18 protein-coding genes and 1 pseudogene are annotated in these 17068 nt (G+C 33.8%); 1 reads left to right on the top strand and 18 read right to left on the bottom strand.

All coding sequences use genetic code 11. From position 1 onward, the window contains the following. Positions 1–8: 8 nt before the first annotated feature. The 11 genes and pseudogenes from gmhB to flgE form a co-directional block, all read right to left on the bottom strand. Positions 9–533 (bottom strand): D-glycero-beta-D-manno-heptose 1,7-bisphosphate 7-phosphatase, encoded by a 525-nt coding sequence (gene gmhB / locus HCW_RS05090; RefSeq protein WP_014661154.1) that lies wholly within the window; start codon positions 531–533, stop codon positions 9–11. Beyond that, entirely contained in the window at positions 520–1254 is a 735-nt protein-coding gene (locus tag HCW_RS05085; RefSeq protein ID WP_014661153.1) for a sulfite exporter TauE/SafE family protein, read from the bottom strand. Before HCW_RS05085 ends, gmhB begins: the two co-directional genes overlap by 14 nt. Continuing rightward, positions 1251–1877 (bottom strand): type III pantothenate kinase, encoded by a 627-nt coding sequence (locus HCW_RS05080; protein ID WP_014661152.1) that lies wholly within the window; start codon positions 1875–1877, stop codon positions 1251–1253. Before HCW_RS05080 ends, HCW_RS05085 begins: the two co-directional genes overlap by 4 nt. 66 nt (positions 1878–1943) lie before the next feature. Further along, positions 1944–3095, bottom strand: a pseudogene (locus HCW_RS05075) (hypothetical protein); the annotation flags it as partial. 4 nt (positions 3096–3099) lie between these two features. Beyond that, positions 3100–3756 (bottom strand): hypothetical protein, encoded by a 657-nt coding sequence (locus HCW_RS05070; protein WP_014661150.1) that lies wholly within the window; start codon positions 3754–3756, stop codon positions 3100–3102. Then, positions 3753–4190 carry a dUTP diphosphatase gene (gene dut, locus HCW_RS05065; RefSeq protein WP_014661149.1) on the bottom strand — a complete coding sequence of 146 codons (438 nt, stop codon included), beginning with the start codon at positions 4188–4190 and terminating at the stop codon, positions 3753–3755. The genes HCW_RS05070 and dut overlap by 4 nt, the downstream gene beginning before the upstream one ends. Then, positions 4180–4674, bottom strand: coding sequence for a transcription elongation factor GreA (gene greA / locus HCW_RS05060; RefSeq protein WP_014661148.1), 495 nt, complete (start codon positions 4672–4674; stop codon positions 4180–4182). The genes dut and greA overlap by 11 nt, the downstream gene beginning before the upstream one ends. A gap of 44 nt (positions 4675–4718) precedes the next feature. Continuing rightward, a complete protein-coding gene (gene lpxB, locus HCW_RS05055) occupies positions 4719–5795 on the bottom strand; it encodes a lipid-A-disaccharide synthase (protein ID WP_014661147.1) in 1077 nt (358 codons plus the stop codon). After that, complete coding sequence (gene mua, locus HCW_RS05050) at positions 5795–6289, bottom strand: nickel-binding protein Mua (RefSeq protein ID WP_014661146.1); 495 nt, start codon at positions 6287–6289, stop codon at positions 5795–5797. The genes lpxB and mua overlap by 1 nt, the downstream gene beginning before the upstream one ends. 13 nt (positions 6290–6302) lie before the next feature. Beyond that, positions 6303–6656, bottom strand: a complete 354-nt coding sequence (hypA, locus tag HCW_RS05045; RefSeq protein ID WP_014661145.1) for a hydrogenase/urease nickel incorporation protein HypA — start codon at positions 6654–6656, stop codon at positions 6303–6305. Positions 6657–6718: 62 nt separating this feature from the next. Next, positions 6719–8875 (bottom strand): flagellar hook protein FlgE, encoded by a 2157-nt coding sequence (gene flgE / locus HCW_RS05040; RefSeq protein WP_014661144.1) that lies wholly within the window; start codon positions 8873–8875, stop codon positions 6719–6721. Positions 8876–9084: 209 nt separating this feature from the next. Between flgE and HCW_RS05035 the strand changes: the two genes are divergently transcribed. Beyond that, entirely contained in the window at positions 9085–10746 is a 1662-nt protein-coding gene (locus tag HCW_RS05035; protein ID WP_014661143.1) for a phosphoethanolamine transferase, read from the top strand. A 236-nt stretch (positions 10747–10982) separates the two neighbouring features. Here the strand turns inward: HCW_RS05035 and HCW_RS05030 are convergent, their stop codons facing one another. From HCW_RS05030 to HCW_RS05000, 7 genes are all read right to left on the bottom strand, one after another. Then, positions 10983–11975, bottom strand: a complete 993-nt coding sequence (locus HCW_RS05030; RefSeq protein ID WP_014661142.1) for a lipid A biosynthesis lauroyl acyltransferase — start codon at positions 11973–11975, stop codon at positions 10983–10985. Further along, positions 11965–12975 carry a lipopolysaccharide heptosyltransferase I gene (gene waaC / locus HCW_RS05025; RefSeq protein ID WP_014661141.1) on the bottom strand — a complete coding sequence of 337 codons (1011 nt, stop codon included), beginning with the start codon at positions 12973–12975 and terminating at the stop codon, positions 11965–11967. The genes HCW_RS05030 and waaC overlap by 11 nt, the downstream gene beginning before the upstream one ends. Then, entirely contained in the window at positions 12972–14426 is a 1455-nt protein-coding gene (locus HCW_RS05020) for a Ppx/GppA phosphatase family protein (protein WP_014661140.1), read from the bottom strand. Before HCW_RS05020 ends, waaC begins: the two co-directional genes overlap by 4 nt. 9 nt (positions 14427–14435) lie before the next feature. Next, complete coding sequence (locus HCW_RS05015; protein WP_014661139.1) at positions 14436–14687, bottom strand: YfhL family 4Fe-4S dicluster ferredoxin; 252 nt, start codon at positions 14685–14687, stop codon at positions 14436–14438. Positions 14688–14748: 61 nt separating this feature from the next. Further along, positions 14749–15312 (bottom strand): hypothetical protein, encoded by a 564-nt coding sequence (locus HCW_RS05010; protein ID WP_014661138.1) that lies wholly within the window; start codon positions 15310–15312, stop codon positions 14749–14751. Positions 15313–15323: 11 nt separating this feature from the next. Beyond that, the gene (locus HCW_RS05005) at positions 15324–16622 is read right to left on the bottom strand and encodes a tetratricopeptide repeat protein (RefSeq protein WP_014661137.1); all 1299 of its coding nucleotides are present in this window, start codon (positions 16620–16622) and stop codon (positions 15324–15326) included. A 57-nt stretch (positions 16623–16679) separates the two neighbouring features. After that, positions 16680–17060 carry a YkgJ family cysteine cluster protein gene (locus HCW_RS05000; RefSeq protein ID WP_014661136.1) on the bottom strand — a complete coding sequence of 127 codons (381 nt, stop codon included), beginning with the start codon at positions 17058–17060 and terminating at the stop codon, positions 16680–16682. Positions 17061–17068: the final 8 nt, after the last annotated feature.

Here is a 17068-nt window from a genome sequence, read left to right as displayed (position 1 = left end):
TTAATTCCTTATTGAATAAATTGAATCACTTCATTGAGATTATGACATACTTTATAAGTATTGTTTGATTCTATAGTCTTTGTTGTAAGTAAAATATTATTTTTAACTTTTGCGTTCAAACCTGCCATAACATCACTTTCTTTATCGCCTATCATAAAAGATTGTTCCAAATTGATGTAATGTTCTTTAGTGGCTTGTAAAATTAAATAAGGTTTTGGTTTTCTGCAAGGACAATTTTCTTGTGGTGTATGTGGGCAAAAATAAATGCCATCTAAAGAAAAACCTAAATTTTTTAATAAATTTTCTTGGAGATACTCTGTAAGTTTTTCAAAATCTTTGAGCGTATAATAGCCACGATTAATGCCAGATTGATTGGTGATTAAAAGAAGTTTATAACCTAAATCTTTAGCATGGCTTAATAATTCAAAGATACCCTTTTGAAATTCAAAATCTTCTTTTTTATACACATAGCCCTTATCAATATTGATAATGCCATCTCTATCTAAAAAAAGAGCCTTATTAGTGGTGCGCATGTTGGTAAGTCTCGCTAGAATGATTGGATTGATTGTGATTAGAATGAGGCATTTTGTGATTGATAAGCATAACCCCCATATAAAGAACATAAAGTCCAAAAACACCCATTAAGAATTTAGATAAAAGATTAAAAAATTTTCTGTATGAAATAGAAATTCTGCTTAAAATCATTCCCATTAAAAATAAGGGCATGCTAGTGCCAAGCCCAAAAGAAAGACCTAGCATAGCCCCCATAAACACGCTATGACTAAGAGTTGCACTCGCTAAAAACGAATACACCATCATACAAGGAAGAAAACCATTCAACACGCCTAAGAGATACAAGGCTAACACGCTTTTTGAATGCAAGGTCTTTTTTATCAAAATAGAAATAAAAGGAATTTGAAAGCTTAATTTTTCTATTTTTGCCCCAAATAGTGCTAAAAGAATTAAGAATGCCCCCATGCTTATAAATAAAACACCTTTAAAAAACATGCTCACACTCAACACATTCCCTAAGCCTGCAAAAATAGCCCCTAGAAACATGTAAGTGCTAATTCTTCCTAGATTATAGAGAGCATGGCAAGTGAATTGATAAGAAAAGCTTGCAACTTTAGAAAATCTCATTTGACTAAACGCACTCACAATTCCCCCACACATGCCTACACAATGCCCTATAGACATGCTTAATGCTGCTAAAAACATGCCCAAGAAACTTAAATGCTCTAGCGGATTTGTCATAAAAGCCCTATTTTCTTAAGAGCGATTTGCATGCCATCAAAAACTAAGCGTTCATTGCAAATTGAATGAGGTAAAAAAGCACTCAAAAACTTTGCATCGCCCCCACAAAGATAGATTTTTTGATTTTGCGCTAAATTTTGAATACAAGCTATTATGCTAGAAATAATGCCATAACTCACAGCATCTTTTGTGTTGTTAGGTAAAGTCTCTAGTGTAGCCAAAGCTTTAAAAGGTTGTTCTAAAACACTCGCACTTGCTTTGTAGGCATGAATATATTGCGCTAAACCGGGTAAAATACACCCCCCTAAGTGCTTGCTATCTTTCATCATATCAATGGTAATCGCACTTCCAGCATCCACTACAACCCCATTACTCACAGCCAAACACGCCATCTGTCTGTCTATTCCAAGTCCTATGTAATCCGTTTCTAAAGAAAAATATTGAGCGAGATTTTTTGCCTTAGGATAAGTTTTTAAAAGGGCTTTTTCTCCCTCAGCATTCACACTAATGTAAAAAATTTCATCTTGAAGTTTTAGATGTTTTAAGTTCTCTTTAGAACTTGAAAATAAATGATAGCCTTGTGCAAAATGCACATAAGTATTGCCTATATCACATAGTATCATCAATCATTCTTTGTGAGCATGCTTTACTTTATGCTTTGTTGGTTTGGGTATAGGCATAGGTCTAGTTGGATAAATTTTAGGCTTAAAATCATTGTAATCTAAATAGTTGCGGTCATAATATACACGACTTTTATCATAAAAAACCCCTTTATTCAAGCGCTTTGTAGGCACTATCTTATAAATCTTATACACATCATAGTGGTCTAAATCTATTTCAACTACATAACCACGCTTTTCTAAAGAATATAATTTATTATTTTTTAAAACAATCGTGCTTAATGACGCAAAAGGCAATTTAACACTATTTAACTCTCTTAGGGTTCTATCCATTTGCAAAATTTGCCCATCTAAAGTTAGCACATATAAACGACCCTTATTATAAAGCAAATCTAAAATATCCCCCTCATAAGTAAATTCCCTTCCGCTGACTACAGAAAGGATTCGCTTACCTGTTGAGGCTATCATATTATCCCCATCTACAATAAGATAAGTTACATTATTAAAAAACTTTTCACTATGAATAACAATATTTCTAATAGGCGTAGGGTCTCCATGCACATAATCTACTACCAATAAACGCCCATCTAGCATAGGGAAAACTACTACCGTATCCATAAAAACAGGCATAGCCATTAGGGTATTAACCGCTACACTTGATGTGCCTTTCTCGCTAAAAAGTAGTTTTTTTGAAGTAATATCATATAGATTTGCCGAATTATCTGCCAAAACAACTGCTAGGGTATTTCCTTTAATGCTCGCACTTAAAGCAAAAGTTTCCAAAGGTATCATAATAGATTTTTGACTAGCATTAGGGTTGTTACTAATAAGTTCTATTTGATGGCATGCACTATCTTTAAGTTCTTCTTTAGTGCCTTTGAGTTTAATATCTGTTTCTTTAGTCTTTTTAGCTTTAGACTTACTCTCTTTTTTATTTAAACAATCTTGAGCAAGGATAAAAAAACCTTGACTCTCATTTAAAAAGCTACTTTCATAGTTAAAGTTTTTGCCAATTCTTAACTGCGTCATGCCATCAGCATCAATTACAGCTCCATTTTTTAATACCGCCCCATAACGATTTGATGACCTTATACTCTCTTGTAAAGGGCTAGAAATTCCCACTTCACCTTTAATCATGTAGCTAGGCGGTCTAAAGTATTTCCTTGTATTACAACCCGTAAAAAGAATGAGCGCCAATAAGATTAACAATTGTCTATTCATAAAATTAGTGTTTTCCTTGAATGGTAGAACTCTTTGAACTTTCTTGATTTAAAAGTGTTTTAACCCTCTCTTCTAATATTCCATAATGCTTTAAAATGGTAATCATGGCATACAATGAAGAGTTTAAAGGCATAGCCCCCAATATTTTATGAGCTTGCACAATAGAATCCTTAGAATTATCCTTGTAGAGCAATCCCACTTCTTGCAAAGTGCTTAACTCCTTAAGCACAGAGCTATTTTTAAGCAAATTTTTATCTTCAGAAAGCGATGCGTAAGTATAGGTTGCAAGAGTTTTCACTACTTCATTAGATGAGTGCAACAATTTTTTTAATATTTGAATATTATTTTGCTCGCTTGCCTTAGAAAATTGATACAAATCATAAAGTTCAGGGGCGACTTCTTGCAATTTTTCTTGCAAGGCGGTGTTATTAGGGCTTTGCAACACTTCGTTATAAACTTGTGTGATGCGCTCGCTTTTTTGCTCTTGCTGATAAGATTGTAATTTTTGATCCCCAAAATATGCAATGATTGCCACAACCATAAAGAGCAAAAACCATTTATAGCGTTTATAAAACTTCTCAATTCTAAATGCCCCTTCTAAAAGCTTTTCATCACTTCTAAATTCTTCTTTTACTTGCTCTAAATCATTTTTGATACTCATATTCTACCCACTCCTGTGCTACCAAACCCCCCACTACCTCGCTTGGTTTCATCTAATTTTTCACATTCTATAAATTCAGCTCTATAAGTTTTTTGAACTACGCCTTGAGCGATTCTATCGCCCGCTTTAATAACAAAATCTTCATTGCCAAAATTCATTAAAATCACTTTAATTTCACCCCTATAATCATTATCTACGGTTCCGGGAGAATTAAGCACCATTACTTGATTTTTAAAAGCTAATCCACTACGAGAGCGCACTTGCAATTCATAACCAACTTCCAAAGATAGGCATATCCCCGTAGCAACTAATCCCACACTATGAGATTTAATTATTATATCTTCTACAGCATGCAAATCAAATCCTGAAGAACCCTCTGTCTGATACTCAGGGATAATAGCATTAGAATGAATTTTTTGTATTTTAATCTTCATCAAAACAAATCTCTTTATAACAAATATCTAAAATTTCAAAATCACTTTCACCACTTGGTAGTTTGATGCTCACTTCATCGCCCTTGCTTTTGCCTATCAAACTTTTAGCAATAGGTGAGCCAAACGAAATTAAACCTTTAGTTGGATTGCTCTCCACACTCCCTACGATTGTATAAGAAAACTCTTTATCGTTATCTAAATTAAGAATTTTAACCGTGCTTCCAAAGCTCACTTTATTGTGCGCTAAGGTGCTTGGGTCAATCACTTGCGCATCGGCTAAAATCTGGCTTAAATCTTGGATTCTTGCCTCAATAAAGCGTTGCTTTTCCCTAGCTGCATGGTATTCAGCATTTTCTTTCAAGTCTCCATGCCCTCTAGCAATATCTATCTCTTTTACAATATTAGGGCGTTCTACTTCTTTAAGTTGCTTTAATTCTGCACAAATCTTATTGTATCCGTGCATACTCATAGGTTCTTTATTCATTTAATCTCCTAAGCTATGAAACAAGGATTATAATCAAAATTAGGTTAATTTAGCATGAAAGCAATTTCTTTAGCAATACTCTTAGCACTCCCCTTGCCTAAATATTCCCTAAGCCTTATGCTTTCTTTAAAATATTTCTCTCTATCCATATCTTTATAAGCCTTTAACAAACTCTCTGTGCTTAAAAAATGTTGGATTAATTCAGGGTGTAATTTGCTTTCCCCTAGTCCGGCTTTTTCACCATTTAAGGCATTATAAAAAATATTAGCTAATCCTATGTAGTGTAAATTCACAAACATTCTAGCAATTAAAAAATCTATTTTTTTAGCTCTATAGGCTAATACAAAAGGCGTTCCAATAAGTGCAGCCTCTAAAGTTGCTGTCCCACTACAAATGAAAGCAAATTCAGCCTCATACAAACTTTTATGTGCCTCATAAGATATTTCAAATAGCTCAATACCCTTACCATAGAGCGCTTTTAAATCTAGCCCTTTAAAAAAGGTTGGCACTACAAGAGTGCGCTTTTTTATCCCCTCATTTTGCTCTAAAATTTTAGCCACTTCTACAAATAAGGGAAATATTTTAGCAATTTCACTTCTTCTGCTCCCCGGCATAAACACTAAGCCATTACCTTTTATATCTTTTTTATGGTATTTAATCTCATCTAACAGAGGATGTCCCACATATCTAGCTTTCTTTTGATAATAACTTGTCTCAAAAGGTAAAATCGCACCCAAGAAATCACAAGTTTTTTCAATAATTTTAGCACGCCATTTTTTCCACGCCCAAACTTGCGGTAAGATATAATACATGATTTTTTTACTAGGGTCTTTCTTTTTAATTTTCTTAGCCAAAGGAATATTAAATGAAGATGCATCCATTAAAAGCACCATATCCGCACTTTTAGCAAGTTGAGCCATTTCTCTATTAGCTCTTAATAAAAACCCTAAACGCCCTATAACATCTCTAAAACCCATAATAGAAAAATCTTTGGGGCTATAGAGAGCGCCTTTGCCTTCAAATATTCCAATAAAATGATAATCGCTAGGCAAGAGTTTGCGCAATTCTTCTAAATGCACATTAGAGCTAACTTCTAAGGCGCTCACTAAAATAGTTGGCATTATTCGTCCTTTAAAAGATTTTGGTCTTGATAAAGCTGGACTTCTTGAAACATATCTCGCAATTCAATTTTAAGCACTGAGATTTCAAAATCCTTTTTGGATAGTTGGTTTTTTAATGTCTTATTCTCACGCAACAAACTACGATATTGCAAATAAAGCTCTTCACCAAATAATCGCTTTATGGGCTTAGCTGTTGTAATTGTATTATCCTTGCTATACACCTCTACTTCTTCAAGTGCGCAAGGCAAGACAATTTCATCATCTTTGATTTCCAAAGGTAGCTTTTTATCTAAACGCAAAGTTTCTTGTTGGCATTTTTCCTTATAAAGCTCTTGTTTGACATTCTCTAAAGCTGACATCTTTTTTTGAAGAACTTTTTGAGTATGTGCTAATTCAAGACGAATTTTTTTTAGAGTTTCCCTAGAATCTGCAATCTCTTTTTTGTAAGCGTTTAGTTCTAATTCAAGTTCTTCTTGCAATTTAGATTGATGCATTACAATTATACAATCATTCGCCCAGCATTTCTAAAGACAACAAGCGCATTTCATTGCCTTGAGTGATGCGCACATTCTTGCCTTGACACTTTTCGCACACCCCATAATCTAAAGTGTTAGGTTTAAAAACATGCGAACAACTTTTGCATTCTAGCTCAATCTTTTCGTCTATCACATCTAAAATAGCATCTTTACAGACTTGAGATTCTTCTCTAAAAGTTTCAAACGCACTCACAAATAAACTCTTATCCATTCCACTACGCTCACCAATTCCCACAACCACTCTTTCAATTTTGTGGGCTTGATTCTTTTTGGCATGCTCCTCACACAGCGTAATGAGTGAAGAAACTACCGAGTATTCATGCATACTAAACCTTAATATCTAAAAATTCAAACCCCTATTATATTGTGAATAGGGTAATTTTTAGTTTACTGCTTAAGATTTAATAGAGTATTAAGAATTTGATCTGATGTGGTTACTGCTTTAGAGTTAGCTTGAAAGCCTCTTTGAACCACAATCAAATTCGTTAAACTTCTACTTAAATCCACATTACTAGATTCTAATTTAGAGCCAGAGACTGAACCTCTGCGTCCCGTATTTGCTGCACCAATAAGAGCTTGACCTGAGTTTCCGGTTTGTGAAAAGACATTGCCCCCCAAAGCTTGCAAGCCTGCATCATTAGCAAAATTTGCTAGTGCTACTTGAGCTAAGGCTAAAGTTCTACCATTACTAAATGCTCCTAAAAGCACTCCATCAGAATCAAAGCGCACATCCATTAAATCGCCCGCTTGATAGCCATTTTGCTCAATTGCATAAGTTTCAGAAATCTTATCCACACTTGTTAAGCCATCAAAAGTTCCTGATGAACCAAAAGCCAAGTTAATGCGTTGGGGTGAATCAGCACCATTTTTAGGGTCAAATTGTAAAAGAGGCGGATTCATACCAGCTAAAGAGCCATCATTATTAAAACGCAAACGCCCACCCTCAAACACATTAGGGCGAGTTGCAGAACCCCCTACTAATTCAGCAGGCTCAGGCACAATCGCTCTGAAATTCCATTCTGCCCCCCCACTTCTATAAAACTCAATCCTTAAAGTGTGTTTAGAGCCTAAGCTATCTACTATATCAATGCTTGTAGCATGAGTTGCATGCGTCATTCTAGAGCTACTTGCTGGAGCGCCACCCTCAATTAAAGAAGCCGTATTAAGCCCTTTCATAGTATTTTTAAACAAGACATTGTTGGTTACCGTTTTAGAAGAATAGCCACTAACAAAAATATTAAGATTTTCTTTGGTGGGGTTGCCATTATCTCTATTATTGATTTCAAACATACCAAACTGATTAACAGTAACTCCAACAGAGGCTGCTGAATCTTGATAGTTATCAGCCATTGAGGGGTCTTTAATAATATTAGCATCATGTTGGATTAAGGCACGCAACTCATCAGTAGTTCTAAATTGACCGCCACTTGCATTAGGACTCACTGAATGCGTATAGCTATATCTAAATGCTGTAATATCTTTATCGCCTTCTGCAAAATTAGCAAACGCACCTGTTCCTGCTTTAGTAACGACAATGTTTTTAAGCTTTTCATCGCCATCTAATTCGTTTTTATTCTCTAAGCGGAGTTGATTGCCATCTAAATACGCCTCAATACCGGTTTGACTCTTTACAGCATTGATAGCATTTTGAGCGGCAACTAGACTTGAAGTTCTACTAATTGCTGAATCATTGGTGAAAGAAATTTTAGTGCCATTTAATTCAATGGTGTTATTATCTGCAGAAGGCACAATATCTTTAGTCATTGTAGAGCTTTTATAACTTACCCAAACCCCTTGACTCTCATTCAATAAGAAAGCATCGCCATCTTCATTATATAAAGCACCCATATCTTCTGCTACTTGAGTTAAGTTAGTGCTAGAATCATACACAGGGCTAATGCCATCTGAAGGGGTTTTAGTAGAAGAATCTAGGGCAAATATAGTTGCCGTTTCATCAGCATGTCTGCCCGCATTTAAGTTCGCACGCATAGAAATGCGATTGGTTGAGCGAGCTGGCATAACCATGCCTGGGTCAATTCTAATGTTTTCTAAAGGTCCGGTGTTATCTACCTTTAAAGCATCAGTATCACTTCCCTTAGTGCCAGTATCAGTGCCATTTCTAACCCATCCTTGCACTACAAGTCCTCCAGTTGTAACTAAACTCCCTTGTGCGTCAAAAAGAAATTCGCCATCTCTAGTGAAATTGCGAGTAACACCCCTATCAGGACTAATAATAAAAAACCCATCGCCCTCAATGGCTAAGTCTGTTTTAACATCGGTATTTTGGATATTACCTTGTGAAAAGATTTTTGTGGTCGCATCTACGCCTACACCAAGCCCTACGGAAAAATCATTTTGTCCCGCTAAGCCATTTTTATAAGGTGCGGTAGCAATAAGCTTAACTTGAGAGAGCATATCTACAAAAGAAGCCCTAGAGTATTTAAAACCGGTAGTGTTTACATTAGCGATATTATTGCTTTCAATATCCAAAGCAATTTGGTGCGCTTGCATTCCATTCACTCCAGACCACAAAGACCTAAGCATGACTATCCTTTAATCATAAAATCATTTATTCCAAGAAGTTAAGCAAAAGCTGTTCCAAAAATATAAAGCTACTCTTAAATCATAGAAATTAAAATGGTTTTTCTAAATATAAAAATAAGAAATCTAGATTTTAATCTATTAAACCTTAGTTTAAGATTTAAAGGTTTGTGATATATTAATTGATTTAAATTTTAATCTTTGGAGTTTTGATGATTTTAGACGCTAAATTTTTTGTATTTATCCTATTTAATATTGTGGCAACAAGTTTTTCTTCTCAAATTACTTTTACATTGTTATTTAAGTCTTTTCTCTATAGCTTTATGTGGCTTTTTATATTCTATTATTTATTAAGTTTTATTAAGAATAAAATCTTAAATGAAAGCTTAAAAATTGTTGTGCTAATTTTAGGGCTTGTTTTTAGTTGTCTAGATATTTTTGGCTCTTATTATTTTCATTTGCCCTTATCTAATGATTTAAGTAATATCTTAATTACCACGCATTATAAAGAAAGCTTAGAATTTTTACATACCTATGTTTATACACACTTATATTTTATAGCATTATTTATTCTAGCTATTGTCCTTTCTTTAAAATTATTTAGCAAAATCTCTAGTCAAAAAATCCCCCTAAAAATCGCTAGTGCATTAAGTGCTTTGATTTTAATTATAGAAATCCCCCATGCCATTAAAACAGCTAAACGCTACAAAGAGGGGGTTACAAGTGCCTTAGGAACTATGCGTTATATTGCTTTAGCTAAGGGTGTGTTTTATTTCAATCAAAGTGCTAATAGCTTAAAAGAGAGTGCTAAATCTTCTCAAGCCCTAGAAAATATAAACTATTCTAAAGATTATATAGTGAAAGATACTAGTAACATAAAAAATGTGGTGTTAATTTTTGGAGAGAGCGAGAATAGAAATTTTATGAGCGTTTATGGCTATAAGGCTACTACAACCCCCTATTTAGATACTCTCAAAAAACAAGGCTCTTTATTTGTGTTTGATGATGTGATTAGCCCTGCTTTTTATACCGATAAAAGCTTTTCTATGCTTTTAACTTATGCTAACAGAGATAATTTAAACAAAAAAGCATGGTATTTATACAAAAATTTAGCCCATATTCTTAAGCTTACTGATTATCAAAACGCTTGGATTACCTCTCAAGGCTATGGCATTATGTGGGGCAATAGCTACTATCAAGTGGCTAAACATTTTGATACTTATATACAAAATCCTAAGCCTTATGATGAAAACCTAGTAGCTCTATACAAAGAATATCGCAAAAACGAGAGAGAGAGAGAGAGAGAGAGAGAGAGTAAAAACTTCATTGTATTTCATTTAATTGGCAATCATTTTGAATACAAAAACCGCTTTCCTAAAGAATTTACTCACTTCAATATTGATAATACCCCCTATTTTGCCAACAATAAAACCCTTTTAGTGAAAAATGATAGCGATAAGCAAATTGTAGCAGATTACATTAATAGCATTTATTATAATGATTATGTTTTGCATTCTATAATAGAGCAGTTTAAAAATGAAGATAGCCTTGTAATTTACTTAAGCGACCATGGCGATGATATTTTTGAAAGTAGCCCTTTAAATACGCATGGTTGCACTAATGCGGGCGTTGAAATCCCCTTTTTAATTTATGTGAGTGAAATTTTTAAACAAAAGCACCCTGAAATTTTAGAAAAATTTAATAACTCTTTACATAAGCCTTTTATGAGTGATGATTTATTGCATACGCTTTTAAGTCTTATTGGTATAGAAACTAAAGATTATGAGAGTGTGCGAGACTTGTTTAGCAAAGACTATAACATTAAGCGTGTTAGAAAACCTTGTCATAATAAAATTTATCCTATGGAAAAATAGGTTTTTTAGAAAATCTAGTGCTTATTAAAATTAGAGGATATTTTAAAGATTTTGTCATATTCTAATAGAATGCGTTTATCTCTCATAGAGAAGTTAAAACTCATTTAAACAAATAATATTTTTGTATTTTTCTATAAGACATTATGCAAAAAATTCTTTTTAACCCTCTAAATTTTATCCATAATATTAGGGGCTTTTTAAAGCACCCTAACTTAATTTTAAAAGCGTGTAAAATCTTACTTCTTAGCTCTATAAATTTCTGGGTGAGTGTTTTTAAAACGCCTATGAAACCAAAAATAACTTTCAGGGTGCTTTCTAATCACCTCTTCACACAAGCTCGCTTGCGCTTGCGTGCATTCTAAGATGTCTCGCTCAGCATTATCAGTAATTGATGAGCGAATGCTAGGATAATAGGTTGCTGTGTAATGCGAGTAATCATCATTAAAATCAATGAATACCGGCTGAATGTCTATATTATAACGGCGTGATAGAATGGAGGCAATCGTAGTATGCGTTGCGTCTTCATTAAAGAATTTAATCACAACGCCCTCTTTATGCGAAATATTTTGATCCACTAAAATCCCTACTAAACCATTGCCTTTATTATACATTTTAATGAGTTCTTTCATCGCCCCCACCTTATTAACAAACTGCACACCAAAAGCCTCACGCCTACTCATAATCATATGATTTATAGGTGCAAACTTAGTCAAGCGCCCTAAACACCCACGCCCATAGCCCTCATAATATTGCGCTAAAGTTGTGCCTACTGCTTCCCAATACCCAAAATGCATGCACAAAGTGATTGCTTGACCTTCTTTATGAAGAGATTTCCACACATTTTCTTCATTAATAAGCGTAAAACGAGAATCATATACATGTTTAGGAATAAAAATCACTCTAATAGTTTCTAAAATAATAAAAGCAAAATTTTCATAGCCCTTTTTAATGATGGCCTCTTTTTCTGCCTCACTTTTAGTGTCTTTAAAGACAAAATCCAAATTAGCCTTAGCGTCATGATAACGGCGTTTATCAAAAGTTCGCATAAGTTTAGCCAAGCCCTTAACACATGCCAAAAACCAAGAGTGGGGCATTTTAGCCAAAATAAATCCTAAAGAATTAACTAAAAATTCCACCACAAAAATACTCAAAATGCGTAATTCTGTTTTTAACCCTCTATCCTCTTTATTCAATATTTTTTCATAAATTAATCGCTCTTTATAAGTCATGCTTGTCCTTTAATATTTGAATTACCTTTTCTTTAATTATTATAGGTTCTATGTCTTGAATAGAAAAATCATTCTTATCATAAGATGCCTTAGAGTTAGAGCTTAAAGATATATTATCTTTGCTCTCTAATTTAAAACGCTCCATAGGCGTATTACCATAAAGGGTGATACTAGGTCTTTGCATAGCCCATGCTAAATGTGTGATACCCGTATCGCCTCCAATAATTAAATCCACTCTAACAAGCAATGCCTTGACTTCGTTTAAGCTGAGTTTAGGAAGTAATAAAATATCGCATTGATTTTTTAGAGTGTTATAGAGCATAGTGGCTTTATTTTCATCAGCATGCCATAACAAACAAATTTGAAAACTTTCTAACATTAAAGCAAGTTCTTTAAAGCGCCCTAAAGGATAAGTTTTATTGATTTTGGAAGTTTCTAAAACAAAAAGGATTTTTGGCTTACTCTCATTCAATTCCTTGATTTGAAGGGAATTTTGATAAGAAAACACTTTAGCCCTAGTCAATAAACTCTCTAACATTTCTATTCTAGGCAAATTTAAAGCTTGAGAAATAAGCGTGAAATTGCGTTTTAAAATATGCTCGCTATAGGCTATGGTTACTTTTTGTGAATAAAATAACGCACTCAAACCTTCTTTTGCTGAATTATAATCAAAGCCGACTTTTTTAGGGGCTTTTAAAAATTTGGCAATGAGAGCGGATTTTATTAAGCCCTGCATATCAATTACTAAGTCGTATTCATGGGATTTCAAGGATTTAAAAAGTTTGAAAATCTTAAAAGGATTAAGGGATTTTAAAGTCTTTTTAAAAGCTATGGGGTGTAATTTATCAATATAAGGGGAATGCTCTAAAATCGCACTAAATTTTTCATCTACAAACCATTCAATTTGTGCGTTTGGCAAATATTGTTTTATATAGGACAAGAACACCGCACTCACAATAATATCCCCTAATGCCGAAAGGCGCACAATTGCAATTTTCAAATAAACTCTATTTGAAAAGGAATGGGTTTAATGAGTTTAAAAAGTTGTTCTTTAGCCAAGTAAAATTCTTCATTAACCTGAATAATTAACTTATTTTTTTCTAACTTATAGTGTAGTTTTTCACTAGAGACAATACGCAAACTCTCAGCTAAAGATAAAATAAAACTCAACCATTGCAAAGTTAAAATATCTGGCATAATTTCACTCATATGAGCGATTGAATTATCTTTGGGGATTTTTTTATGACTAAATTGTGCTAAAAGACAAATAATAGCCCTATCCCTATGGCTAAAACCATAGTTTAAAGCGTTTAAAATAAAATAAGCGCTATGCTTATGAGCCACATAAAAGTTTAAAATTTTCCCCATACTAGCTAACTCGCCAGCAATTTTTAAATGGAATAAATATTCTTCGCTGATTTTATGCAAGGGGCGCAAGACTTCAAACAATCTAGCGCATTCTTTCCTTACTTCAAGACTATGCTTTTCGTGAGGTAAAAACCTATCTTTTAAAGAAATGAGAGAAGGATTAATATTGGGGGGGAATTTATGATGGTGATGGCGCAACATATCGCTTAAAAATACCCCCTCTCTTACCCCCACACCACTTGTAATAATCATAGAAGTCCCTAAGATTTCTAAAATCACTGCTAAAATCAATGCCCCACTTCTAATGCTATCTAGGCGCTCTTCATTCACCCCTAAGGCTCGCAATTTATCTTCTTTAAAAGTGGCAATTTTTTCAATGAAAGCAAGATTCTTTTTTACTTCCATTTCATAGCCATGCAAAGATTCTATAGGATAATCAGAGCGTTTCATAATTACTTTGCTAAGCGCTCTAATTGTGCCACCTACCCCAAAAGCATTTTTATGTTTAAAGGGTAATTTTAAAGCCTCTTGCTGGATAAATTGTCTTGCTTTCTTTAAATCCAATGCTTTATCCAAAAACAATTCTTTAATGCGTATGGTGCCAATATCTAATGAAACTAGCTCTACAATCTTACCTTTTTCTATCAAGGCACACTCCGTGCTACCCCCTCCAATATCTATGGTAATGCCCGAATTTTTATGCAATAAGTTCGCACATGCAATCCCCCCATAAAACGCCTCTTTTTGCCCATCAATGACTTTAATTTGTATGCCACAAGCCTCTTTAACTCTAGCTACAAACTCTCTTGCATTAGGCGCATCACGCACAGCGCTTGTGGCTACACATAAAATCTTCTTGCTTTTATATTTCAAGGCAATCTGCTTAAATTCACACAAAGCCTTAATAGTGCGTTGCATAGGAATTTCTTGCAAAACCCCATTAAAAGCATAGCACCCTTCAGAAATGCGCACCCTAGACTTTGCCTCAAAAAGCAAATAAAATCCAAATTGACTCGTCTTCTTAAACACCGCTAGGCGCACAGAATTAGAGCCTATGTCAATCACGGTTGTGATTTTTGCCATTATAAAAACCTAGTCTTGCTCTTGCAAACTCTCATATTTATATTTTAATTCTTCCACACTTTCTGTGTTGTTAGGGTCTGGTTGGATAGCATCTACAGGACACACACTCACACAGCTTGGCTCATCATAATACCCATAGCACTCTGTGCATCTATCTGGGTCAATATTATAAATAGGATCACCCTCTTCAATTGCTTCACTAGGGCATTCCTCTCTACACGCATCACAAGCAATACATTCATCGCTCACCAATAAAGACATACAAAAACTCCTTATATTTAACTTTTTGAAATTTCATTTTTACTCAAAATTAGCTTAAAATTCAATCTAAAAAGACTATTTTTTTTTCATTTTGAGAATTTGAAACTTTTTCTAACACGGCTAAGACCCCTAATGCCCTTAAATCACTATAGGCTTTTGAAGTTGTGGTTTCTACTAACACGCTTAACCCTAAACGCAATGCAAATTCTACCATGTCTTTCAAGTCTTCTTTTAAAAGCATTTCATCTAAAATAACACCATCAGAACCTTGAATCAAGGATTCTAAAAGTTGGTAATGGCTAATAAAATAATCATTATGAATAATTAACGAGCTTGCATGACGGCGCAATAACCCTAAGACTTCCAAATCAAACATATTTGGCACACCCACTTCATACAATTTTTTAAAATTAACAATAATACATTCTGCATCTATATGAGTGTTTAAAAGCTTTTGTGAAATTTCATGAGAGGTCAAAAAAATATAATCCTTAATCCCCTGAGTCAAAGCTCGTGGCAAATAAGGATTGTACGCCAAACTTTTACCCAACATCTCATAAGAGAGCATGCTCTCCTTTAAAGCTAGGCTCTCTTTCAAATTTTCTAAAATTTGTATTTTTTGCATCTTATATTGGATTATTGTTTTTTACAAGCTTGGATAGCCTTATTATGCTCTCTTAGCTCAGCCTCTGATTGAATGCGCTCTTTAGAGATTTGAGAAAAGATTTTTTGAGCCTCTTGGCAATTATTAAGCTTGTAATATCCCCATGCTAAAGAATCCAAGTATAATGCTGAGCTAGGCTCTATTGCTAAGGCTTTTTTAACATATTCCATGCCCTTTTTAATATCTAAACTATAGTCAATTAAAGAATACCCTAAAAAATTATAGAAAAATGCGTCTTGCAAGTCTTGTTTCCCTTTATTTTTAGCTAAATATTGCTCTCTTTCTAAAACAGCTTGTTGCAATTTTGAAATCATAGGCATCATCTCTTCTTTGGTGATTTTCTTATTTTTCATACTCAAAGCTTCATAATGATAAACTACCTCTAATCCTAAAAATTTAGGGTCTTTCTTCTCTTGATAAATCAAGCTTGCTTGCTTAGAGGCTAGTGCAAATTTCTTTTGTGCGGTGTATAAATCTAACAATAAACGCCTATCAAAAGGAAATAACTCAGCAATTTGTTGCGCCTTATCAAACTCTTTTAATAAGATTAATACTCCTATGTAAAGCTGGGCATTTTGAACAATAGGGTTTTTTTCATACAAACGAGCAAAAGTAGTTTTGGCTAAATTAAGCTCATTAAATTGTGTGAAAGTATTAAAAGCTTTTTGGCATAATTGCTCTGAACAACCATATTTATCAATATGTGATTGCAATAAATCTAGGGCATCTTTTTTGCGATTTTGTATGAAATAAATGGTAATAATTTTTTCTAGGCTATCTTCATCATGCACTTGATTATAAAATTTATTTAACAAAGGGAAAGCCTTGTCAATATTTTTTTGACTTAAATACAAAGTCCCTAGAACATTATCCGTATTGATAGTTTTTTCTTCTTTGCGAATCTTTTTTAATAATTCAATCGCCTTATCAATTTGCCCCATTTGAGCGTAGCCATCAACTAAAATCTTATTAATAGAAACATCGTTATGATTATTAGTAATTTTTTCATATAGCATAGCTAAGTGCATAGCAGTCTTAATATCCCCTAAGCTTGCTGCTGAAATAGCAGCCTCTTTAGCATAAACAACCTTATTAGTGCGTTTATAAAGACTCATATAGCCTTTTTGAGCGGTGGCAAAATCCCCCCTATGAAAGGCATCAGAACTCAATAAAATTTCATGATCTTCTGAAAGAGCATCAGCATTCAAATAAAAAGGCATTTGCATAAGTAACAAGCTGGCTAAAATCTTTTTTTTAAATTTAATTTTCATTATCTATTTTTCCTTTTTTATGACTAGTTTATTGTAGCATAGTTAGTTTGCTATTTCTTAATGCGCACACTTGATTCCCGGACAACTTTGACAAAACGCCTCTTTTTGCTCTTTGGAAAAGTTTTTCACACTCTCCCAAAAAGGAAAAGTTTGGCATTGCTTAGGACGCACACTATAAATTTGACATCTCTTGGTTTCTAAATCTAAAAATACGCATGCTAACCCCAAATCCTTAGCATCTTTTTCTACCAAAGAATATTTGTAGCCTACCTTTTTTACATATTTTTTTGTAAACTCTTCAAATTCTAATCCTAAAAAGACACTCATTTTTTGCATATCTTGCGCACTTACAAAAATATATCCGCTATCCCCCACACAGCATTTTGCCCCACAATTCTCACATGCCTTATTATCAAAACTAAAATCAAAGCTTTCCATTAATACCT

This window comes from Helicobacter cetorum MIT 00-7128, from assembly GCF_000259255.1.
Lineage (GTDB): Bacteria > Campylobacterota > Campylobacteria > Campylobacterales > Helicobacteraceae > Helicobacter > Helicobacter cetorum_B.
This window is presented reverse-complemented; position numbering and strand designations above follow the sequence as displayed.